The 23,507-nt window shown below is 61.6% G+C and carries 18 protein-coding genes; 12 read left to right on the top strand and 6 right to left on the bottom strand.

From position 1 onward, the window contains the following. Positions 1–5 precede the first annotated feature (5 nt). The 6 genes from GTQ41_RS03270 to GTQ41_RS03245 form a co-directional block, all read right to left on the bottom strand. Positions 6–800, bottom strand: a complete 795-nt coding sequence (locus GTQ41_RS03270; RefSeq protein WP_047291059.1) for a DUF4123 domain-containing protein — start codon at positions 798–800, stop codon at positions 6–8. Beyond that, positions 797–2,134, bottom strand: a complete 1,338-nt coding sequence (locus GTQ41_RS03265) for a contractile injection system protein, VgrG/Pvc8 family (RefSeq protein ID WP_047291058.1) — start codon at positions 2,132–2,134, stop codon at positions 797–799. Before GTQ41_RS03265 ends, GTQ41_RS03270 begins: the two co-directional genes overlap by 4 nt. Before the next feature lie 231 nt (positions 2,135–2,365). Further along, complete coding sequence (gene speA, locus GTQ41_RS03260; protein WP_007963030.1) at positions 2,366–4,279, bottom strand: arginine decarboxylase; 1,914 nt, start codon at positions 4,277–4,279, stop codon at positions 2,366–2,368. Between the two features lie 219 nt (positions 4,280–4,498). Continuing rightward, positions 4,499–4,870 (bottom strand): translation initiation factor Sui1, encoded by a 372-nt coding sequence (locus GTQ41_RS03255; protein ID WP_041068080.1) that lies wholly within the window; start codon positions 4,868–4,870, stop codon positions 4,499–4,501. A gap of 316 nt (positions 4,871–5,186) precedes the next feature. Beyond that, positions 5,187–5,744, bottom strand: coding sequence for an NUDIX hydrolase (locus GTQ41_RS03250; RefSeq protein WP_047291057.1), 558 nt, complete (start codon positions 5,742–5,744; stop codon positions 5,187–5,189). 3 nt (positions 5,745–5,747) lie between these two features. Then, a complete protein-coding gene (locus GTQ41_RS03245) occupies positions 5,748–6,815 on the bottom strand; it encodes a DUF2333 family protein (protein ID WP_007963034.1) in 1,068 nt (355 codons plus the stop codon). A gap of 427 nt (positions 6,816–7,242) precedes the next feature. Between GTQ41_RS03245 and gcbA the strand changes: the two genes are divergently transcribed. From gcbA to GTQ41_RS03185, 12 genes are all read left to right on the top strand, one after another. After that, positions 7,243–8,913, top strand: coding sequence for a diguanylate cyclase GcbA (gene gcbA / locus GTQ41_RS03240; RefSeq protein ID WP_041068095.1), 1,671 nt, complete (start codon positions 7,243–7,245; stop codon positions 8,911–8,913). 51 nt (positions 8,914–8,964) lie between these two features. Further along, positions 8,965–10,911: a methyl-accepting chemotaxis protein gene (locus GTQ41_RS03235; RefSeq protein WP_217325417.1), complete on the top strand. Its 1,947-nt coding sequence runs from the start codon at positions 8,965–8,967 to the stop codon at positions 10,909–10,911. 246 nt (positions 10,912–11,157) lie between these two features. Next, complete coding sequence (gene aroQ / locus GTQ41_RS03230; RefSeq protein WP_007914604.1) at positions 11,158–11,610, top strand: type II 3-dehydroquinate dehydratase; 453 nt, start codon at positions 11,158–11,160, stop codon at positions 11,608–11,610. A 48-nt stretch (positions 11,611–11,658) separates the two neighbouring features. Then, the gene (accB, locus tag GTQ41_RS03225; protein ID WP_024164417.1) at positions 11,659–12,123 is read left to right on the top strand and encodes an acetyl-CoA carboxylase biotin carboxyl carrier protein; all 465 of its coding nucleotides are present in this window, start codon (positions 11,659–11,661) and stop codon (positions 12,121–12,123) included. 17 nt (positions 12,124–12,140) lie between these two features. Further along, positions 12,141–13,499 (top strand): acetyl-CoA carboxylase biotin carboxylase subunit, encoded by a 1,359-nt coding sequence (gene accC / locus GTQ41_RS03220; RefSeq protein WP_041068145.1) that lies wholly within the window; start codon positions 12,141–12,143, stop codon positions 13,497–13,499. Between the two features lie 235 nt (positions 13,500–13,734). After that, positions 13,735–14,613, top strand: a complete 879-nt coding sequence (gene prmA, locus GTQ41_RS03215) for a 50S ribosomal protein L11 methyltransferase (protein ID WP_041068147.1) — start codon at positions 13,735–13,737, stop codon at positions 14,611–14,613. A 30-nt stretch (positions 14,614–14,643) separates the two neighbouring features. Next, positions 14,644–15,936 (top strand): DUF3426 domain-containing protein, encoded by a 1,293-nt coding sequence (locus tag GTQ41_RS03210; protein ID WP_047291055.1) that lies wholly within the window; start codon positions 14,644–14,646, stop codon positions 15,934–15,936. Positions 15,937–16,121: 185 nt separating this feature from the next. Beyond that, entirely contained in the window at positions 16,122–17,132 is a 1,011-nt protein-coding gene (gene dusB, locus GTQ41_RS03205; protein WP_047291054.1) for a tRNA dihydrouridine synthase DusB, read from the top strand. Next, complete coding sequence (gene fis, locus GTQ41_RS03200) at positions 17,129–17,449, top strand: DNA-binding transcriptional regulator Fis (RefSeq protein WP_003221275.1); 321 nt, start codon at positions 17,129–17,131, stop codon at positions 17,447–17,449. Before dusB ends, fis begins: the two co-directional genes overlap by 4 nt. A gap of 82 nt (positions 17,450–17,531) precedes the next feature. Further along, complete coding sequence (gene purH / locus GTQ41_RS03195; RefSeq protein ID WP_047291053.1) at positions 17,532–19,139, top strand: bifunctional phosphoribosylaminoimidazolecarboxamide formyltransferase/IMP cyclohydrolase; 1,608 nt, start codon at positions 17,532–17,534, stop codon at positions 19,137–19,139. Positions 19,140–19,329: 190 nt separating this feature from the next. Continuing rightward, positions 19,330–20,625 (top strand): phosphoribosylamine--glycine ligase, encoded by a 1,296-nt coding sequence (purD, locus tag GTQ41_RS03190; protein ID WP_047291052.1) that lies wholly within the window; start codon positions 19,330–19,332, stop codon positions 20,623–20,625. A gap of 99 nt (positions 20,626–20,724) precedes the next feature. Further along, positions 20,725–23,499 carry a hybrid sensor histidine kinase/response regulator gene (locus GTQ41_RS03185; RefSeq protein WP_047291051.1) on the top strand — a complete coding sequence of 925 codons (2,775 nt, stop codon included), beginning with the start codon at positions 20,725–20,727 and terminating at the stop codon, positions 23,497–23,499. Positions 23,500–23,507 lie beyond the last annotated feature (8 nt).

Genomic DNA, 23,507 nt, shown 5'->3' with positions numbered 1-23,507 from the left:
ACACCTCAAGATTGATCGTTCTGCCAGTGCCGCCGCACATGGTCGAGCCGTGCCTGCTGGCTCAGCCCGTCCGGCACGTCCGGCAGTTGCGCCCGGGGATGCTGCAAGCGTAGCCATAACCAGCCATCCAGCACCGCGCGGTCGCTGAAACCCAGGCTCAGGCCCTCCTGCACATGGGAGGCCATCCGCGCATAGTCGGTTCCCATGGATTGGCACCAGCGCCAGATGTGTTGTTCCAGCAGACAGTTTTGCAAGCGTTCGCGCTGGCGCCGGGTCAGGCTTTCGTCGACGCTCAGCGGCTCGACCACCCATTGCGGATTGCGCAGTTGCTGCCAGCCTTCACTGCCAATGGCGAGGTCAGCCCAGGTACCACCGAACCAGCGCAGCAGTTGGATCGGCCCGAGCCAGCGGCTCAGGTCGGCGGCATCACAGGCATCGAAGAAGTAACTGGCTGTCTGCCGGTTGTAGTAACCGAGCAAGGCGCGATGGTTGAGCCCGAACGAGACGGTCAGCATCCGTCGCAAATGACTCAGAAGAATCTGCCACGAGGCATCGCTCGCGATCAGCAGACCACGCCAGGTCTGCGGATCACGGTGACACAGCGCCGCCAGTGCCGGGCACTCGTGCAGGTCGACCAGCAGCGGCCCGAGCTCGCTTACCGCCTGAAATTCGGTGCCCTCGAACAGCCGCGTGCAATGGACGGCGGCGAACCCCTGACGCAACGTCGTCAGCGCCTGCTGCGCATCGGCGCCATCGAGCAGCAGCCACTGTGTCTGCGGGGTGAATGGCGCGCCGCTCAAGTGGCGCCGCCCTGTCCCAGCGACGCGACCAGCCGGCAACTGCAGATTGTCGCCGTGCAGTGGTTATAACTGCCACCGCCGGGCACCAGACACAACAGCAACAGCGGTTCGGCGGACATCAACCACCGCGCCAGACCGGCACTCGGCAGAACGTCCGGCAGCACCGGAGGCTCTTGGCAGTCTTCGATCAGGGCCGGTTCCTGCAACACACCACTGATCACCGGCTGATCCGGATCGCCCTCAAGAAAACTCACCACCACCTCGACGCCCTCGTCCAACGCTGCCGGCGCCGTCTCGCTCAACGCCGCAGAAAGGGGCAGCCAGCAGTGGCTGGCAGCAGCGCCTTCCCCCTGATAGAGCCAGTCAAACTGCACCGCTACCGACCGCCATTCGTCAGGTTGGGGCTCAGCGACGGTCACCACCCAGGCCCGTTGCAGACTGTGCATGCGCGGTGGTGTAGCAGGGCTCGTCGGCGGGGCAAGAGGCGCCTGGGCCGAGGCAAGAATCCGGTTGCTGTATGGCGGTTCGCTGGCCGGATCAGCACGATGCTCGATCCGGTTCAGCAGCCAGCGGCGGTTGCACTCGGCAAACGGATGTGCGCTCAGTGCCAGCCACCGCGCGCTGCGCAAGGTTGGCAGATCACTGTGGCCGTGGGCTTTGCCGGGCCGAGCCAAACGCTCCTGGATATCGCTGGCATCCACTTGCATCTGCCAGCGCCGGACGCTCGGCGAGTTCGCGTCATTGTCCACAGATGCCCCGCCAGCCAGCGGAAACCTTGCGGGATCATCAACGAAGACCAGGCAGTGCCCGTCAGGCCGATGCTCGAAGTAGTAGTGAATTCGCGCCTGCGCACACAGCCGCTGCACGAACTGCAGGTCCGACTCGCGGTATTGGGTGCAAAACGTGCGTACCGGGTATTCGCCGTGCAAATCAAAACGCCGTTGCGCGCCAGCGATACCGTGCTCCTTGAGGACCTGTGCGAGGATCTGCGGCACACACTGGCTGCTGAAAATGCGCTGACTGAAACGCAGCGCCAGACAACTCAACTTCGGTCCCAGCGTCACTCGGCACAACCGCACCCCCGCCTCGTGCTCATGCTGCACGACGCTCTGCAATTGCCCGCTCAGGCCATTGTGCCTGGGGCCGAAATGCAGGAACGCCGAGCGGTACAGCAGACCGGCAAGGTCCAGTTGCGAGTCATCGATCAACAGGTCAATGTCAAACGCAAAAGGTTCGCTGATGCCCTCACTGCCGGTAAAGGCCAGCACCTCGAAGGGGTCGGGCAGCCCCGTTACATCGAGACGAAACGACGGCTCGTTGACTGATTCGAACATGGGCGGATCTCTACAGGAGGGGCGGCCGGGGATTCTCGCCGAGAGACATGGCCGAGTAGAGAGCTGAAGTACAACTTAGGAAATGACCTACGCGAAAAGCAGACGGGATCACTTCACCGGCTGTGGCAGGCAGTTATTTCGCGGGAAATTTGGGAGATGTCCCACCGGGTCATCTGAATTTTCCACCGCTTTCGAGGAAATTTCAGACAACCCGGTGCAACAGCATCTGTCTCAGGAAGACAGGTAGGAGGAGCGGGTCAGCCCCAGACGCAAGGCATCGAGGAACTGCGTGCGTTCGCTGGCACTGATGCGGGCACTGGCGCACTTGTCACGGTAGTGGGTCATCAGTTCTTCCGGCGACAAGTGCACGTAGCGCAGCATGTCTTCGATGGTGTCGTGGGTTTCGATACCGGCGTGGTACACGCTGCCATCGGCGTTCTGATAGATGTTCACCGAGTCGGTGTCACCGAACAGGTTGTGCATGTCGCCGAGAATTTCCTGATAGGCGCCGACCAGGAACACCCCCAGCAGATAGTCTTCACCTTCGTTCAGACCATGCACGGGCAGGCTGGTCTCGATGCTCTGCTCGTCGACGTACTGGTTGATCTTGCCGTCGGAGTCGCACGTCAGGTCTTGCAGCACGGCACGACGCAGCGGCTCTTCGTCCAGACGATGCAGCGGGATGATCGGCAGCACCTGATCAATCGCCCAGGTGTCCGGCAGGCTCTGGAACACCGAGAAGTTGCAGATGTACTTGTCGGCCAGCTTGTCGTTGAGTTCGTCGAGCACCTGACGGTGCGAACGCTGACGGGCTTTCAACGAGTTATGCAGGCGACGGCACACCGCGAAGTAGCACTGCTCGGCCAGGGCCTTTTCCGCCAGGGTCAGTTTGCCGTCGGCGTACTGCGAAGCCACGTCGCTCATGTAGTGCGTAGCGCGCCAGTAGGTCTCGGTGACCATTTCGATATCGGTCGGGCCGAGCAGGTCAACCAGCCACTGCACGGTTTCCGGCAGGGCTTCCTTGTTTTCGATCTGTGGCACGTCGTCGTTGTGCTTCTCGACGTCAGTCACTTGCACCACCAGCATCGCGTGGTGTGCGGTCAGCGAACGGCCGCTTTCGGAGAAGATGTGCGGATGCGGCAGGCTCTGCGCGTCGCAGAATTCCTTGAGCATGCCGACCACGACACCGGCGTAATCGTCCATGTCGTAGTTGATCGAACTGGCATTGCGCGAGTGGGTACCGTCATAGTCGACACCCAGACCGCCGCCGACGTCGATGTGATCGACCGGCAGGCCAAGGTTGCGCAGCTCGCCGTAGTAACGGATGGCTTCCTTGAAACCGTGCTGGTAGTCAGCCAGGTTGGCAATCTGCGAACCCATGTGGAAGTGCAGCAGGCGAATGCCCTGATCCAGGCCCGCGGCGCGGAAACGCTCGACCACCGACAGCAGTTGCGCCGCCGACAGACCGAACTTGGATTTCTCGCCACCGGTGTCCGCCCACTTCGACGACGCCAGCGACGACAGGCGCACGCGCAGGCCGACCTGTGGCTTGACCTTGAGCGAGGCCGCTTCTTCGATCACCAGGCCGACTTCGGATTCTTTCTCGATGACGATGAACACGTTGTGGCCGAGCTTCTGGCCCATCAGCGCCAGACGGATGAACTCGCGGTCCTTGTAACCGTTGCAGACGATGGTGCCGCCCTTCGGCGCCAGTGCCAGCACCGCCAGCAGCTCAGGCTTGGAGCCGGCTTCCAGACCGATGGAAACGTTCTGGGTGGCGATGATGTTCTCGATCACCGCTTCCTGCTGGTTGACCTTGATCGGGTACAGCGCGGTGTACTTGCTCTGGTATTCCAGGCGCTCGATGTTCGAGTCGAAAGCACCGGTCAGCTGACGGACGCGGTCTTGCAGGATGTCGGGGAAACGTACCAGCAACGGCAGGGACAAGCCGCTCTTGCGCAGTTGGTCGACTTGTTCGAACAGGTCGATAGGCGAACTGCTCGGGCCGTTCGGACGAACTTCGACGCGACCGGCGTCATTGATCGCGAAATACCCGGCCCCCCAATGGCGAATCCCGTAAACACTGCGGCTGTCCGCAACTGTCCATTGGCTGCCATCGTCTTTGCGTGTGCGTCGTACGGACATCGAAGTCCCCTATAAAGAAGTCATAGTGCGTCGCCTGATCGCAGGCCGGCGCAGTCTAAAGAATGAAAATGACGGTTCGTCAGCGCGGCGGTAGACCGCGCTGACCGCGTGTAGTTTAGAAACCGGTCATGAACAGGCTCTGTGAAAACCATGGAGACGACGCCGGATCTGAACTGCTTCAGTGCCGGATCAAGCCGCAGATGGATTTCACAGAGGCTGCTAGCCGCCGGACTTCTTCGCTTTGAAACCGTGTTTGATCAGCTCTGCCAAGAGTAGCTCGACATGATCGCCCTGGATTTCGATGACCCCGTCCTTCAACGCCCCACCGGTGCCGCAACGTTTCTTCAACGTTGTCGCCAGTTCCTTCAGGGCGTCTTCAGCCAGCGGCACGCCGGTGATGGTGGTCACCGTTTTGCCGCCACGGCCCTTGCTCTCGCGACGCACGCGGGCAATGCCGTCCCCGGCCGGGATCACGGTTTGTTTGCAGATACAGGCGTCCACCGGTTTGCTGCATTCCGGGCAATGACGACCTGCGTCGGTGGAAAATACCAGGCCGCCCAGGGCGGCGAAGGATGCGGCTTTTTTGGCCACCGGCAATCCTCTTGGGAGGACAAAGACTGATCGCGACCTTGGGCAAGGTCATCGACCGCGAAGCCCCACTCAGGCAGGGGCAGCGCTACTGCACCGAAACAATTGAACCGCTCGACTTCGACCTGCAGGAGCTGTCGAGTGCAACGAGGCTGCGATCTTTTGATCCTGGTCTTCGAAAATCAAAAGATCGCAGCCTTCGGCAGCTCCTACAGGCCTGTCATCGTTCAGGCCCACATCAAACCATTCGGTGCAGCTTGAAAAGGTCGCGCAGTGTAACGGCAAAAAGCGCAATTGCTAAGAGCCAATCGGCGCCAATTTATGTGTTCTTTGCGACGTCGCTTTGCTGCGCCTTCAGATAGCGCTTCAACGCGGCCAGAGAGTCCGGGCAGTAAGGCTTTTGCTCGATTTCCAGCAGCACCTGTTCGACCGGAATGAAGCGTGCTTCCAGCACTTCTTCCGGCTGCAGTTTCAGCGGGCCGTCCCACACCGCGGAAAACGCCGAGCACCACAGGCGATTGCCGGTGTCCTCGAAGAAGAAATGATCGTGGGCAGTCAGTTCCACCCCACTCACCCCCAACTCCTCTTCCAGCTCGCGGGCCGCCGATTCGGCGTAGGTCTCATCGGCCTGGACCATGCCGCCGGCCGCCACGTCCCAGTAACCGGGATAGATCGCCTTGCTCAAGGTGCGCCGATGCACGCAGAGCTCACCGGCACTGTTGAACAGCATGATGTAAGTGCCGCGACCGATCAGCCCACGCTCACGCAGATCGGCCCGCACCAGGGCGCCGAGCAGGTTGTCCTGCTCGTCGACCCAGGCGATCTGTTCAGCATCGGAGGCGGCGCGATGGGCCGCCTCTTTGGCGCTCTCGTCCATGACTCAGCCCTGATTGAGCAGTTGACGCAGATCGATCACGGCGGCGTTGGCCCGGGAGATGTAGTTGGCCATGACCAGCGAGTGGTTGGCCAACACGCCGAAGCCGCTGCCGTTGAGAATCATCGGGCTCCAGACCGGCTCCTGCGAGGCTTCCAGCTCACGAATGATCTGGCGCACGCTGACCGTGGCGTTCTTCTTCGCCAGCACATCGGCGAAATCGACTTCGATGGCGCGCAGCAGGTGCGACAGCGCCCAGGCCTGACCGCGTGCTTCATAGAACACGTTGTCGATCTGCATCCACGGAGTCTCGACCACTTCTTCGTCAACCTGCGGCACTTCGCCCACCGCCGGCACTTCGGTTTTCAGTGCGGTGTTGAGCTTGACCCGGCCGACACTGGCCGACAGGCGTTGCGACAGCGAACCCAGGCGAGTGCCGACATCGCCCAGCCAGTTGTTCAGGTTGTCGGCGCGGGCGTAGAACAAGGCGTTTTTCTGCGTTGGATCAGACAGACGCGCCTGATAACGGCTCAGGGAGTTGATGCCTTCCTGATACTCCGATTCGCTCGACGGCAGGATCCAGCTCTTGTTGTCGAAGTTGAAACGCGGTTCGGCCTTGGCCAGATCGGCGTCTTCAGCCGACTGCGACTGCGAACGGGCGAAGTCTTTGCGCAGCGCCCGGGTCAGGTCACGCACTTGCACCAGCACGCCGTATTCCCAGCTCGGCGTGTTGTCCATCCACAGGCCTGGCGGGAAGCGGTCGTTGGAAATGTAGCCACCCGGCTTGTTCAGCAGCGTGCCGGCAACAGTCTTGAGGGTTTCGACCGTGGTGTAGCCGACCACCATTTGCTTGCCTTCTTTCTCGGCAGCCGCCTGGGCATTTTGTGCCACCGGGAACAGCGCGGGCTCCTGGCTCCAGTACCAGCCCAGGCCAATGGTCACCAGCAGATAAATGCCGATCAGCGTGGCCAGCGCGCGGCTGAACAGCAGCCCGCCCACGTAGCTGCGGGTGGCCGACTTCGGTTCAGCGGCACGTTCAGGCGCGCTGCCCGCGCGGTTCTTCCAGTCCAGCATGGCGATATCCTTTCAATCACTTGGGTTCAACGGTTCGACCACAACCATACAACAACGTGCCAAGGCCGGGCACCCGCCATCGAAGAGAAGCAGAAAATCCACGGAGAGCGCGACTTCAAGCTGCGAACTTTCTAAGGGTTTCCCTGATGCATCGTCCACGCTAAAAGTCGGCACGCCGTCGTCAAGGATCAATCCCAACCTGCACCATAGCGGTGTTGCCAAAGATTTTTTCGCTGACCAAGCCGCCCGACGCGCCCGGTTTCAGGGGACTTCATCGACGAACGGGTCGAATCCAGCACCAACTGGTCAGAAACTGAATTGTGCAGCACCGCAGATTATTGACGCACGACACTCATATAAGGGAAAAGAGGTGCTAGCATAGAGCCACCAGTCGATCTCAGCATGCGCCCTAACTAGTAGTCAGGATATGACCGAGCCAGAAGACCCCAGCCGTGAGCGCCTCAAGCACCACTTTGCCCAGCGGGTAATTCATCAGGCACGTCAGATTCTTGAGATATGGCAGCGCCTGCAACGCAGTGAGTGGTCCACTGCCGACCTCGCCGAACTGAGCGAAGCGAACTTGCGCCTGCTGCGTTTTGCCGAGCGCTTCGAGCAGCCCGAGCACACGCAACTGGCTCATCACATCAGCCAGTCGCTGGAAGCGGTGGACGCCAATCGCGGGCGTCTGAGCAGCGGCCTGATCACCGACCTCAATCGCTTGATGCAGCGCCTGTCCCGCACCGGTCTGCGCCATGGCGATCAACTCGACCAGACCTTCCTGCCGCCGCTGCGCAAACCAATCTACGTGATGCTGCAAGATCACGACCGCGCCGAACGCCTGGCCAAGCAGCTGGAATTCTTCGGGCTGACCGCACAGGCGCTGGACAGCGTCGCCGCATTTCGCTCCTCGATGGTCGAGCGCTTGCCGGCCGCAATCGTCATGGACGTGGACTTCAGCGGCGCCGGTGTCGGCCTGCAACTGGCCGCCGAAGCGCAGGTCGGCCTGGAAGAACCGCTGCCGCTGCTGTTCTTCAGCCTGCACGAAACCGACACCCCGACCCGCCTCGCCGCCGTGCGCGCTGGCGGCCAGGAATTCCTCACCGGCACCCTTGAAGCGTCGAGCCTGCTGGAGAAGATCGAAGTCCTGACCTGCGTCGCCCAGTACGAACCTTATAAAGTGCTGATCATCGACGACTCCCGCGCCCAGGCCCTGCACACCGAACGCCTGCTCAACAGCGCCGGAATCGTCACGCGTACCCTGATCGAACCGATCCAGGCGATGGCCGAACTGGCGGACTTCCAGCCGGACCTGATCATCCTCGACATGTACATGCCGGCCTGCACCGGCACCGAACTGGCCAAGGTCATTCGCCATAACGACCGTTACGTCAGCGTGCCGATCATCTACTTGTCCGCCGAGGACGATCTGGACAAGCAGCTCGACGCGATGAGCGAGGGCGGCGACGACTTCCTGACCAAGCCGATCAAGCCGCGACATCTGATCACCACCGTGCGCAACCGCGCCGCCCGTGCGCGCAACCTCAAGGCGCGGATGGTCCGCGACAGCCTCACCGGCCTGTACAACCACACGCACATCCTGCAATTGCTCGAAGACTGCTCGTTCCGCGCCCGGCGCGAGAACAAGCCGCTGAGCTTTGCCATGCTCGACATCGACCACTTCAAACGGGTCAACGACAGCCACGGCCACCCGATGGGCGACCGAGTGATCAAGAGCCTGGCGCTGTTCCTCAAGCAACGCTTGCGCAAGACCGACTTCATCGGTCGTTACGGCGGCGAAGAGTTCGCCATTGTCATGCCCGACACTGATATAGAAGCCGCGCACAAAGTGCTCGACGAGATCCGCCAGCGCTTTGCCGAAATCCACTATCCGGCGCAGCCGCAGGATTTGTGGTGCACCTTCAGCGCCGGCGTGGTGGAAATGCACGAAGACTCCGACAGCCTGATGATGGCCAGCCAGGCTGACGAAGCGCTGTACCGCGCCAAGGGTGCCGGACGCAATCGGGTGCAGACCGCGCGCGACTCAAAGCAAAGTGCCACCTTTTCATCGGAATCCACCGATTCGGTCATAACCTTGTAACAGAACCGCAATAAATTCAGGCGCTTACCATTTCTGCCGTTGGTAGCCGTCATGCGCCTGAAGTTGCTCACCAATCTCAACACCCTGCTGCTGGTCGCCGTCTGCGTGGCCCTCGGCGCGACGCTGTGGTGGTCGCAAAAAGCCCTGGAGCGTCCGTATCTGTTGATGGAGCGCTACCTGGGCCTGTCGCAGCAATTTCAGAATGACGTGGCGCGCAATGTCGAGGACTACCTCGCCAGCGGCGACGCCCTGCGCCTGAGCAGTGCCAGCCAGGCCATCGACGGCTTGCAGAGGGAACTCGGTGAACTGCCACCGGCGCTAACCGAGACCCTGCGCCCGAGCCTGTCGAGCCTGGAAGCATTCAGCAAAACCGACCTGCTCGCCGCCGGCAAACTGGCCGGTGATCCGCAGGCACTGCTGCTGCAAGCCGAACGCGAACTGAGCGCCAGCCTCGATCAACTCAGCACCTACGCCAATGGCAACGCGACGTACCTGACGCCGCTGCTCGTCGCTGCGCAGCATCTAGGCAAGCTGTCGCTGGCCCGCGACAAACTGGTCAGCAGCGGCCGCAGTGAACTGGCGGCCGATGTCGAGCGTGAAGTCGACAATATCCGCACCCAGGCTCAGGCCATCGATGCCCTGCCCCTGCTCGGCGTGGTCGCCAAGAATGAATCCGGCAGTGATGACTTCGCCGCAATGATGGGCATCGAAAGCACCGAAAAAGCCGCTGCCGAAGACGCCGGCATCGGCCTCAAGCGTGAACTTAACAGCCTGCTCGGCCGCTACCCGGCGGAGCTGGCACGCACCCGCGAGCAGATCCAGAAACGCACCGAACTGAGTACCGCGACCCACCTGAAAATCGCCGCCGTGCAACAGGCGATCGCTGGACTCGAACCGGTGGTGCGCGCCCAGCACGGACAGATTCAGGGCGAAGTACGCCTGATGCAGGGCGTGATGATCGGCCTGATTCTGCTGATCGCGCTGCTGATCGACACCTTGCAGCGGCGCCTGGCGCGCACCCTGACCAACCTTGCTCCGGCGCTGTCGACCTGGGCCGAAGGCGATTTCAGTCGCGACATTCATTTGGGCAAAACCAACCGCGAACTGCATGACATTGAGGCTTCGCTCAACCGCTTGCGCGCGTATCTGGTAGATCTGGTCGGGACGATTCGCGGTAACGCCGAACAGGTCGCCGACAGCAGCCGTACCCTGGCCGAACTGAGCAACAACCTGCACTCCGGTGCCGAGCATCAGGCCGGCGACACTGCGCTGATCCGCGATTCACTGGGTGAGCTGGAAGCGACGATTCAGCAGGTCGCCGGCGATGCACGGCAGGCTGCCGATGCCAGCCGCCATGCCGGGCTGGCCGTGGAGCACGGGCAAACCGTGATCGGCCAAAGCCTCACAGGCCTGCACGCGCTGGTCGGCGAGGTGCAGGGCAATGCACAGATGATCGAGCACCTGGCCGAAGAGTCGGCGACCATTGGTGGCGTGCTGACGGTGATCCGTTCGATCGCCGACCAGACCAACCTGCTGGCCCTGAACGCGGCAATCGAAGCGGCGCGGGCCGGGGAAATGGGCCGTGGCTTTGCAGTGGTGGCCGAGGAAGTGCGCTCACTGGCACAACGCACGGCCGGCGCGACAGCGGAAATCCAGACGCTGATCGCCGGCCTGCAAGCCGCCGCCCGACAATCGGTCGAAGGCATGCGCGCGCAGGTCGAACACGCCGAAGCCACAGCCAATCAGGCACAAGCGGCGGACGGCGCGCTGGATAAAATCGTCGGCGCGATCCAGACCATTTCCGACACAGCGATCCGCATCGCCGAGATCACCGCGCAGCAGAGCGGCGCGGTCAGCGAAATCCGTGATCACAGCGAGCGGATCCATCAATTGGGCGGCGATAACCTGCTGCGCATCGGCGAGGGTCGCGAACAGGGGGAGAACTTGCTGGTACTGGGTGGGCAACTGCATACCGCCGTGCAGGCCTTCCGCGTCTGACACCAACCTCTGTAGGAGCTGCCGAAGGCTGCGATTCTTTGATCTTGCTTCTAAAAATAAAAAGATCGCAGCCTTCGACAGCACCTACAGGACGAGATGAATGACCAGATCAAATCACTCAGTCACAAATTTCGCGTAAACATCGGTCATCGTGCTGGCTATTGCAGAGAACTGGACAGTCACAAAGCCTTTGCGGCATAGTCGCCGGGTTCTGACGACTGCTCATTCATAACAAGGAACATGCAGATGGCAACGCTACTGGTGCTGCACGGCCCCAACCTGAACCTGCTCGGCACCCGCGAACCCGGCACTTACGGTTCAACGACCCTGGCGCAGATCAATCAGGATCTGGAGCGCCGCGCCCGTGAAGCCGGCCATCATCTGCTGTATCTGCAAAGCAACGCCGAGTACGAATTGATCGATCGCATCCACGCCGCTCGCGGTGAAGGTGTGGATTTCATTCTGATCAATCCAGCAGCTTTTACGCACACAAGTGTCGCATTACGTGACGCGCTGCTGGGAGTGAGCATCCCATTCATCGAAGTGCATTTGTCCAACGTGCACAAGCGCGAACCTTTCCGCCATCACTCTTACTTCTCCGATGTAGCGGTGGGAGTGATCTGCGGCCTTGGCGCCAGCGGTTACCGACTGGCCCTGGAGGCCGCACTAGAGCAGCTTGAAACACAGGCAACGACTTGAACCACAAGCGTTAAACGCCCCTGACCGACCCTTGGGAGTTGATGATTCATGGATATCCGTAAAGTTAAGAAACTGATCGAATTGCTGGAAGAGTCCGGCATCGACGAGCTCGAGATCAAGGAAGGCGAAGAGTCCGTACGCATCAGCCGTCACAGCAAGACCCCGGCTCAGCAATACTACGCTCCGGCGCCGATGCAGGCTCCGGCCGCTGCACCTGCCGCCGCTGCTGCTCCAGTGGCTGCTGCCGCTCCGGCTGCCGCTGCTGCTCCTGCACTGAACGGCACCGTGGCCCGCTCGCCAATGGTAGGCACCTTCTACCGCAAATCTTCGCCAACCTCGCCAGCCTTCGTTGAAGTCGGCCAGACCGTGAAGAAAGGCGACACCCTGTGCATCGTCGAAGCCATGAAGATGATGAACCACATCGAAGCTGAAACCAGCGGTGTGATCGAATCCATCCTCGTCGAAGACGGCCAGCCGGTTGAGTACGACCAACCGCTGTTCACCATCGTTTGAACTGCGGAGAGCCTTTGATGACTGCGAAGTTGGAAAAAGTTCTGATCGCTAACCGCGGTGAGATCGCCCTGCGGATTCTGCGTGCCTGCAAAGAGATGGGCATCAAGACCGTCGCCGTTTACTCCAAGGCCGACAAAGAGCTGATGCACCTGGGTCTGGCAGACGAATCCGTCTGCATCGGCCCGGCTTCTGCCGCTCAGTCCTACCTGCACATCCCGGCCATCATCGCTGCCGCTGAAGTGACTGGCGCCACCGCCATTCACCCAGGCTACGGTTTCCTCGCGGAAAACGCCGATTTCGCCGAACAGGTCGAGAACTCCGGCTTCGCCTTCATCGGCCCGAAAGCCGAAACCATTCGTCTGATGGGCGACAAGGTGTCGGCCAAGCACGCGATGATCGAAGCTGGCGTGCCGACCGTTCCAGGTTCCGACGGCCCGCTGCCGGAAGACGAAGAAACGGCGCTGCGCATCGGTCGTGAAGTCGGCTACCCGGTGATCATCAAGGCCGCTGGCGGTGGTGGTGGTCGCGGCATGCGTGTGGTGCACAAGGAAGAAGACCTGATCGCCTCGGCCAAGCTGACCCGCTCCGAAGCTGGCGCGGCGTTCGGCAACCCGATGGTCTATCTGGAAAAATTCCTGACCAACCCGCGTCACGTCGAAGTTCAGGTACTGTCCGACGGCCAGGGTCACGCCATCCATCTGGGCGATCGCGATTGCTCGCTGCAACGTCGTCACCAGAAAGTTCTCGAAGAAGCGCCGGCACCGGGCATCGACGAGCAGGCGCGTCAGGAAGTGCTGGCACGCTGCGTCAAGGCGTGCATCGACATCGGCTACCGTGGCGCCGGCACGTTCGAGTTCCTGTACGAGAACGGTCGTTTCTACTTCATCGAAATGAACACCCGCGTTCAGGTGGAGCACCCGGTTTCAGAAATGGTCACCGGTATCGACATCGTCAAGGAGATGCTCAGCATCGCCGCTGGCAACAAGCTGTCGTTCACCCAGGATGACGTGGTTATCCGCGGTCACTCGCTGGAGTGCCGGATCAACGCTGAAGACCCGAAAACCTTCATGCCGAGCCCGGGCACGGTCAAGCATTTCCACGCTCCAGGCGGCAACGGCGTTCGCGTCGATTCGCACCTGTACAGCGGTTATGCGGTTCCACCGAACTACGACTCGCTGATCGGCAAGCTGATCACTTACGGCGCGACCCGCGACGAAGCCATGGCGCGCATGCGCAATGCCCTGGACGAAATCGTGGTGGACGGGATCAAGACCAACATCCCGCTGCACCGTGATCTGACCCGCGACGAAGGCTTCTGCAAAGGGGGCGTGAACATTCACTACCTCGAGCACAAGCTGGCTGGCGACAAGCACTAAGCTTCAGCCCGCACCAGACAAGGCCGCCTTCGGGCGGCTTTGTTGTTTCTGGAGATTGCAAAAAACCTGTGGGAGCGAGCTTGCTCGCGAAGGCGGCACATCAGTCAGCATCAAAGTGACTGGCAATCCGCTTTCGCGAGCAAGCTCGCTCCCACAAAAGCTTTGCGCTCGCGTAAACTTGCGCGCTTCTCGCTGGCCGCTAGGCTGCAATCATATTTTTTCAAAGGTGCCCGCCATGCCTTGGCTGCAAGTACGTCTCGCCATCAGCCCGGAACAAGCCGAAACCTACGAAGACGCTTTCCTTGAAGTCGGCGCCGTTTCGGTGACCTTCATGGACGCCGAAGATCAGCCGATCTTCGAGCCGGAACTCAACACCACCCCGCTGTGGGCGCACACGCACCTGCTGGCCCTGTTCGAGGGCGGCACCGAGCCTGCGCCGGTGCTGGCGCATCTGGAACTGCTGACCGGCAGCCCGCTGCCCGAGCATCACAGCGAAGTCATCGAAGACCAGGATTGGGAACGTAGCTGGATGGACGGTTTCCAGCCAATGCGTTTCGGTCAGCGCCTGTGGATCGTGCCGAGCTGGCATGCCGCGCCCGAGCCTGATGCGGTCAACCTGCTGCTGGACCCGGGCCTGGCATTCGGCACCGGCACTCACCCGACTACCGCGCTGTGCCTGGAATGGCTCGACGGCCAGGATCTGAAGGACTGCAACGTACTGGACTTCGGCTGCGGCTCGGGGATTCTGGCGATAGCCGCCCTGCTGCTCGGCGCCAAAGAAGCGGTCGGCACCGACATCGACGTGCAGGCGCTGGAAGCCTCGCGCGATAACGCCGGGCGCAACAATATTGCCGACGAGCTGTTCCCGCTGTACCTGCCGGAAGATCTGCCGCAGGTCAAAGCCGACGTGCTGGTGGCCAACATTCTGGCCGGCCCGCTGGTTTCCCTGGCGCCGCAGCTGTCCGGCCTGGTCAAGTCCGGCGGGCGTCTGGCGTTGTCCGGGATCCTCGCCGAACAAGGCGAAGAGGTCGCTGCAGCCTATGCGCAGGACTTCGATCTGGACCCGATCGCCAATCGTGATGGCTGGGTGCGCATCACCGGCCGTCGGCGCTAGAATGGCCGCCTGCATAAACCGGATCGCCGCATGACCGACAGCTTCGTCACCCAGTGCCCGCATTGCCAAACCAGCTTCCGCGTCAGCCATGCTCAGTTGAGCGTGGCCCGCGGGGTGGTTCGCTGTGGCTCCTGCCTGCAAGTGTTCAATGCCGCCAAACAGCTGCTGGAACAACACGCCGGCAAGGAAGCGGTTACGCCGGTGGCGCCGGCCATTGTCCAGCCAGCACCGTCTCAGCCCGTGGTCAGCGAACCGCCGCCAGTGGTCGAAGCGCCCGTCAACGACGAACCGCCCGCGCCGCGCGCCATCAGCCAAAAGCAATGGAGCGCCAGCGAGCTGGACCTGGACAGCCTCGATCTGGACGAAGAACTGGCCCGCCTCGAACAACGGGAAATCCAGCCGACCACCGAATTCGGTCGCCAGCGCGAAGAGTCCCTGAGCGCCCGCCGCGACAGCCCTGAAGCCGATGAAACGGTGTGGCGCGACAGCCTGTTCAGCGCACGCGACGATGAACGCCTGCCCGAGCCCGAAGATGAAATCGAGCCCGAGATCGTCGAAGCCGAACCGCTGAAAACCGCGCGCACCGAGCCTTCGTTGTCGCTGGAGCCAGTGGATCTGGACGACGAGCCGCCGATCCCGCAACTGCGCCTGCATGACCCGATCGATCCGAATGCCCGCCGCGAACGCCTGTCGGCCAGCGTCGAACCGGACGATGACGAGTTGCCATCGGTCGAACCGCTGCGTAAAAAACGTGAACGTGCCGAACCCGGCGTACGCGCCGAAGTGCTGCAGGATCTGACTGACGATCCACTGCAACTGGACTGGCAGAAGCGCCGTTCGCCCTGGGGCCGGCGCCTGCTCTGGAGTTTGCTGGTTCTATTGGCTGCCGCTGGTCTGGCCGGTCAGTACATCGCCTATCATTTCGACGAACTGGCGCGCCAGGATCAGTACCGCCCGTGGTTCCAGCAGTTCTGCCCGCAGATTGGCTGCACGGTGCCGTCCAAGGTCGACATCGGCAAAATCAAAAGCAGCAACCTGGTGGTGCGCAGCCATCCGGAATTCAGCGGGGCGCTGGTAGTGGATGCGATCATCTACAACCGCGCAACATTCTCCCAGCCGTTCCCGCTGCTGGAGTTGCGCTTCGCCGATCTCAACGGGCACCTGATTGCCAGTCGTCGCTTCAAACCCGGCGAATACCTCAACGGCGACCTTGAGGGCATGGCGGAAATGCCGCCACAGACGCCGATCCACATCGCACTGGACATCCTCGATCCAGGCCCCAAAGCGGTGAATTACAGCCTGAGTTTCCACTCCCCCGAGTGAATCGCTTCATCGCTTCAGGTTTGACGGCAGTTTTCTGACTTCGCCCACGGCAACCAAACCGCTGGCAATAACAGAATAACTGTTCAGATTTTGTTCAATTCAGCCTTTATCCAGTCATCGAGAGCGGGTATCATGCCAACCCTTTTTCGAACTCTCATGATCCGGCCCCACTTCAGGGAAGTCCTATGTCGGCGGTACGCATCGGCCCATATACATTGCAGAACGGTTTGATTCTCGCCCCGATGGCGGGCGTCACCGACCAGCCCTTTCGTCAGCTGTGCAAGCGTTTGGGCGCAGGGCTTGTAGTCTCGGAAATGGTCACCAGTGACATGAGCCTGTGGAACACCCGCAAGTCGCGCATGCGCATGATCCACGAAGGCGATCCCGAGCCACGCTCGGTACAGATTGCCGGTGGCGACGCGCAGATGCTCGCGGATGCGGCCAGGGCCAACGTCGAGCTGGGCGCACAGATTATTGATATCAACATGGGTTGCCCGGCAAAGAAGGTCTGCAACAAGGCCGCCGGCTCCGCGTTATTGAAGGACGAAGCACTGGTCACCGAGATCCTGCAGGCCGTCGTCGCTGCAGTGGATGTGCCGGTGACCCTGAAGATCCGCACCGGATGGGATCGCGACAACAAGAACGGCCTGACCGTGGCGAAGATCGCCGAGCAGGCCGGGATCACCGCGCTGGCCGTGCATGGCCGCACGCGCGCCGATCTGTACACCGGCGAAGCCGAGTACGACACGATTGCCGCGATCAAGCAGGCGGTGTCGATCCCGGTGTTTGCCAATGGCGATATCGATTCGCCGGAAAAGGCCCGCTACGTGCTTGACGCGACCGGTGCCGATGGCCTGCTGATAGGCCGGGCTGCCCAGGGGCGGCCATGGATTTTTCGCGAGATCGAACACTTCCTGCGTACCGGCGAGAAATTGCCGGCGCCGGAGCTGAACGAAGTGGAACGCATCCTGCTGGAGCATCTGGCCGCCCTTCACGCCTTCTATGGGGATGTGATGGGCGTGCGCATTGCCCGCAAGCATGTGGGCTGGTATCTCGCAACCTTGCCGGGCGCCAGGGAGTTTCGCGCCCACTTCAATCGTTTGGATGGTACGGAAACACAATGCGCCAACGTTCGGGAGTTCTTCGCCGAGCGTTACAAGAGCCTGACAGGGGACGAAGAAGGGGTGGCCGCATGACGATGATGACCGAGACTTTAGTGAGTGGAACAGCACCCGTGAGCGACAACGTGAATTTGAAACAGCACCTCAATACCCCAAGCGAAGAAGGTCAGACCCTTCGCGGGAGTGTCGAGAAGGCGCTGCACAATTATTTCGCCCACCTTGAGGGCGCGTCCGTCACGGATGTGTACAACCTGGTGCTCTCCGAAGTCGAGGCTCCCCTGCTCGAAAGCGTGATGAACTACGTCAAGGGCAACCAGACCAAGGCCAGTGAGCTGCTGGGACTCAACCGCGGCACACTGCGCAAGAAACTCAAGCAGTACGATCTGCTGTAAGCATTCAATCAAACCAGAAAGGCGCCCGCGTAAAACCGGTCGCCTTTTTTGCTGACTTCCTTTGCTTTTGATGGAAATTGAGATGACCGACCAGACTACCCGCCTGCCGATCCGCCGCGCCTTGATCAGCGTTTCCGACAAGACCGGGATCCTCGAATTCGCCAAAGAGCTTGAAGCCCTCGGCGTCGAGATCCTCTCCACCGGCGGGACGTTCAAGCTGCTGCGCGACAACGGTGTTGCCGCAGTGGAAGTCGCGGATTACACCGGTTTCGCGGAAATGATGGACGGTCGGGTGAAAACCCTGCACCCGAAAATCCACGGCGGGATCCTCGGTCGTCGCGGTATCGACGATGCGATCATGAACGAGCACGGCATCAAGCCGATCGATCTGGTTGCGGTCAACCTGTACCCGTTCGAAGCCACCATCAACAAGCCAGGCTGCGACCTGCCGACCGCCATCGAGAACATCGACATCGGCGGCCCGACCATGGTCCGTTCGGCGGCGAAAAACCATAAAGACGTGGCGATCGTGGTGAATGCCAGCGATTACGCCAACGTCTTGCAAAACCTCAAGGCCGGCGGCCTGACCTACGCTCAGCGTTTCGACCTGATGCTCAAGGCCTTCGAACACACCGCCGCCTACGACGGCATGATCGCCAACTACATGGGCACCGTGAATCAGGCTGCCGAAACCCTGAGCACCGAAGGCCGCAGCGAATTCCCGCGCACCTTCAACAGCCAGTTCATCAAGGCCCAGGAAATGCGCTACGGCGAGAACCCGCACCAGAGCGCGGCGTTCTACGTGGAAGCCAAGCCTGCCGAAGTCGGTATCGCCACCGCGACCCAACTGCAAGGCAAAGAGCTGTCGTACAACAACGTGGCCGACACCGACGCCGCGCTGGAATGCGTGAAGAGCTTCGTCAAGCCGGCCTGCGTGATCGTCAAGCACGCCAACCCGTGCGGCGTGGCCGTGAGCCCGGACGCCGAGGGCGGTATCCGTCAGGCCTACGAACTGGCCTACGCCACCGACACCGAGTCGGCCTTCGGCGGCATCATCGCCTTCAACCGTGAGCTGGATGCCGAGACCGCCAAGGCGATCGTCGAGCGTCAGTTCGTGGAAGTGATCATTGCCCCAAGCGTTAGCGAAGAGGCTCGCGCCATCGTCGCCGCCAAAGCCAACGTGCGCCTGCTGGCCTGTGGCGAGTGGTCGGCGGACCGCGTTCCGGCCTGGGACTACAAGCGCGTCAACGGTGGCCTGCTGGTGCAGAGCCGCGACATCGGCATGATCGGCGCCGACGACCTGAAAGTGGTGACCAAGCGTGCACCGACCGAACAGGAAATCCACGACCTGATCTTCGCCTGGAAAGTTGCCAAGTACGTCAAGTCCAACGCCATCGTCTACGCCAAGAACCGTCAGACCATCGGTGTCGGCGCTGGCCAGATGAGCCGCGTAAACTCCGCGCGTATTGCTGCGATCAAGGCTGAGCATGCCGGTCTGCAAGTGGCCGGTTCGGTGATGGCATCGGACGCGTTCTTCCCGTTCCGCGACGGTCTGGACAATGCGGCCAAGGTGGGCATCACGGCAGTGATCCAGCCGGGCGGCTCGATGCGTGATGCTGAAGTGATTGCTGCTGCTGACGAAGCAGGCATCGCGATGGTCTTCACCGGCATGCGCCACTTCCGTCACTAACCAGTCGACGGCCGCACTGAAGCCGGCATCTGCTGCGTTGGAGCCGACCTCGATGATGCTCATTGCCAAAAGGCAACTCCGCTCATCGAGGTCAACTCCGCCTTGCATCTACCGACTTCATTGCGACCTCCTACAGCGTGAAGCGCTTTAGGCTCTAAAAACAGAATTAGCGTCATCCGAGGTTTTTGAAATGAATGTTTTGATCATTGGCAGCGGTGGCCGTGAACACGCCCTGGCCTGGAAAGTGGCTCAGGATCCGCGTGTGCAGAAGGTTTTCGTCGCGCCGGGCAATGCCGGTACCGCAATTGAAGCCAAGTGCGAGAACGTCGCCATCGACGTGCTGGCCCTTGAGCAACTGGCCGACTTCGCCGAGAAAAACGTTTCCCTGACCATCGTCGGCCCGGAAGTGCCGCTGGTGGCAGGCGTGGTCGATCTGTTCCGCTCCCGTGGCCTGGACTGCTTCGGTCCGACCGCCGGCGCTGCGCAGCTGGAAGGCTCGAAAGCCTTCACCAAGGATTTCCTGGCCCGCCACAAGATCCCGACCGCCGACTACCAGAATTTCACCGAGATCGAGCCGGCTCTGGCTTATCTGCGGGAAAAAGGCGCACCGATCGTGATCAAGGCCGATGGCCTGGCCGCCGGTAAAGGCGTGATCGTGGCCATGACCCTGGCCGAAGCCGAAGACGCCGTGCGCGACATGCTCGCCGGCAATGCGTTCGGCGACGCCGGTTCGCGCGTGGTGATCGAAGAGTTCCTCGACGGCGAAGAAGCCTCGTTCATCGTCATGGTCGACGGCAAGAATGTCCTGCCGATGGCCACCAGCCAGGATCACAAACGTGTTGGCGACGGCGACAGCGGCCCGAATACTGGCGGCATGGGTGCCTATTCCCCTGCCCCGGTGGTCACCGCCGATGTGCACCAGCGCGTGATGGACCAGGTGATCTGGCCGACCGTGCGCGGCATGGCCGAAGAAGGCAACGTCTACACTGGTTTCCTGTACGCCGGTCTGATGATCGACAAGGCCGGCAACCCGAAAGTCATCGAGTTCAACTGCCGCTTCGGCGACCCGGAGACCCAACCGGTGATGCTGCGTCTGCAGTCGAGCCTGGTGTTGCTGGTCGAAGCCGCTCTGGCGCAAGCGCTGGACAAGGTTGAAGCCCAGTGGGATCCACGTCCGAGCGTCGGCATCGTATTGGCCGCCGGTGGCTACCCGGGCGACTACGCCAAGGGTGCAGCGATCAACGGTCTGGACGCAGCCGCAAGCCTGGAAGGCAAAGTCTTCCACGCTGGTACGGCGCTCAAGGATGGCAACGTGGTGACGGCCGGTGGTCGCGTACTCTGCGCCACTGCCATGGGCGCCAGCGTCAGCGAAGCCCAGCAGCAAGCCTACAAGCTGGCCGCCGCTATCGACTGGGAAGGTTGCTTCTACCGCAAGGACATTGGCTACCGCGCCATTGCCCGTGAACGTGGCGAAACCCAGGAATAAGTTGTCCTTCAGGTCCGGCGCGGGATGCAGTCCCTCGCCGGGCTGTTCCGCCGCTGCGCATCGTTATATTCTGGCATCAACCTACGAAGGGATTTCGCCGTGCGCTGGCTCAGGATTGCCATAAGCTTCACCGTCACGCTGCTGACCTTGCTCTGCATGCTTCCGGCGCTGGCCGCGCAAGGCAGTGGCTGGTCGGTATTGCTTGACGATCAGGGCAATCTGCAACTGAGCGACATCCGCTCGACTCGCTACACCAATCAATTCAGCCCTATCGAACTGGATCGCCTCACGGCGGCCGAGCCCGATGGCGCACTCTGGCTGCGTTTCAAACTGGCGCCGGGCAAGCACGAGCAAGTGCTGCGTATCTTTGCGCCCGACCTGTCCAGCCTCAGCCTGTACGTGCTGGACGGCGACAAGCTGATCGAGCAACGCCTCTCCGGCACCCACCAGCCGCAGGCAGAGCGACCACTGCCCAGCAGCGATTTCCTGCTACCGCTGCCGCAAAGCGACAAGCCACTCGACATCTATCTGCGCATGGTCTCCGACCATCAGCTGCGCCCGCACATCACCCTGCAATCGGCGGTGATGAGTGCCGCCAATCAGAACCAGACGCTGATTTTCGGCCTGCTGTTCGGTTGCCTCGGCATGTTGCTGCTGCACAACCTTGTGCGCTATGCCTACTCGCGCTCGCGCAGCAGCCTGTGGCTGGCGGTCTGCGAAGGCCTGCTGGGCCTGAGTCTGTTGCTGCTGCTCAACCTCGCCGGCCCGTGGCTGCCGAACTGGCACGCGATCCAGACGCCGGGTGCTTATCTGGCGCTGCTGCTGACCGCCCCCGCCGGGTTGATGTTCGCCCTGCGCTTCTTCGCCCCGCTGGGCCCGCACCCGCTGAACAAACTGTTGCTGGGCGACATTCTGTTCATCGTGATCTGCAGCCTGCTGCTGTTGTTCGTCAACACCCTGCCGCTGAACATCATCACCTACGCGCTGGTGGCGCTGGCCGGCCTGAGCATGTTGCTGGTCGGCTTCTATCACTGGCAGAAGGGTTACCGTCCGGCGCGGCTGTTCGTGGCCGGGATGGTGGTGTTCAACATCGGCACGCTGATTATTTTGCCGGCCCTGCTGGGGCTGACCCTGGTGGCGCCGCAAGGCCTGATCATGACCCTGATGGGCTTCATCTGCATCAGTGGCCTGCTGATGAGCATCGCCTTGGGTGAACGCCAGCGCAGCATCACCGAAAGCCGTTTCAGCATCAGCCGCGACCTCGCCGCCAGCAACGCCGAGATCAACGCCAAGGCCGAATTTCTCGCCAAGATCAGCCACGAAATCCGCACCCCGATGAACGGCGTGCTGGGCATGACCGAGCTGCTGCTGGGCACACCGCTGTCGGTCAAGCAACGTGATTACGTGCAAACCATCCACAGTGCCGGCAACGAACTGCTGACGTTGATCAACGAGATCCTCGACATCTCCAAGCTCGAATCCGGGCAGATCGAACTGGATGATGTGCAGTTCGACCTCAATGCATTGATCGACGACTGTTTGAGCATCTACCGGGCCAAGGCCGAACAGCAGAACGTCGAGCTGATCAGTTTCATCCAGCCACAGGTGCCGCGCGTGATCAGCGGCGACCCGACCCGCTTGCGCCAGACCCTGCTGAGCCTGCTGGAAAACGCCCTGAAAAAAACCGACGAAGGCGAAGTGCTGATCGTCGTCGCCCTCGACGAGCGCAGCGTCAAGCCGCGCCTGCGCATCGCCGTGCAGGACAGTGGCCAGCCGATGGAGGCAGATGAGCGTGAGGCGCTGCTGCACGCCGAGCTGCACAGCAAGCACTTCCTCTCGGCCAACCGTCTGGGTGGCAACCTTGGGCTGGTGATCGCCCGGCAACTGATCCGCCTGATGCACGGTGAGTTCGGGATCAAGAGCGGCGCCAATCAGGGCAGCACCTTGTGGCTGACCCTGCCACTGGACCCTGACCGTCTCGAACACCCGACCTCCGACCTCGACGGCCCGCTGCAAGGTGCGCGCGTGCTGGTGGTGGACGACAACGACACGTGCCGCAAGGTGCTGGTGCAGCAATGCAGCGCCTGGGGCTTGAACGTCAGCGCGGTGCCCTCGGGCAAGGAAGCGTTGGCGCTGCTGCGCACCAAGGCGCATCTGCGTGACTACTTTGATGTGGTGCTGCTGGACCAGAACATGCCCGGCATGACCGGCATGCAACTGGCGGCCAAGATCAAGGAAGACCCCAGCCTGAACCACGATATCCTGCTGATCATGCTCACCGGTATCAGCAACGCGCCGAGCAAGATCATCGCGCGCAACTCCGGGATCAAACGCATCCTCGCCAAACCGGTGGCCGGCTACACGCTCAAGACCACGCTGGCCGACGAGTTGAACCAGCGCAACAAGGGCCAGGTGGTGTTCCAGCCGCAAGTGGTCACGCCCGCCACCGCCGCCAAGGTGCCGAGCGATTTCCGCATTCTCGTCGCCGAAGACAACACGATTTCGACCAAAGTGATTCGCGGCATGCTCGGCAAACTCAACCTGCAACCGGACACCGCCAGCAATGGCGAAGAAGCCCTGCAGGCGATGAAGGCTCAGCGTTACGACCTGGTGCTGATGGACTGCGAAATGCCGATCCTCGACGGTTTCTCGGCGACCCAGCAATTGCGCGCATGGGAAGTCAGCAATCAGCGCACCCGCACACCGATCGTCGCGCTGACCGCGCACATCCTCGCCGAGCACAAGGAACGCGCGCGCCAGGCCGGGATGGACGGGCACATGGCCAAACCGGTGGAGTTGTCGCAACTGCGTGAGCTGATCGAGCACTGGGTGGCCCAGCGTGATCAGCAGAACCGCACGGCCTCGACATTCTGACGATTCCG

The organism is Pseudomonas sp. AN-B15 (assembly GCF_019056475.1).
Classification (GTDB): domain Bacteria; phylum Pseudomonadota; class Gammaproteobacteria; order Pseudomonadales; family Pseudomonadaceae; genus Aquipseudomonas; species Aquipseudomonas parakoreensis.
Note: the sequence above shows the minus strand (reverse complement) of the source record. Positions and strands in the feature narration are given on the sequence as shown.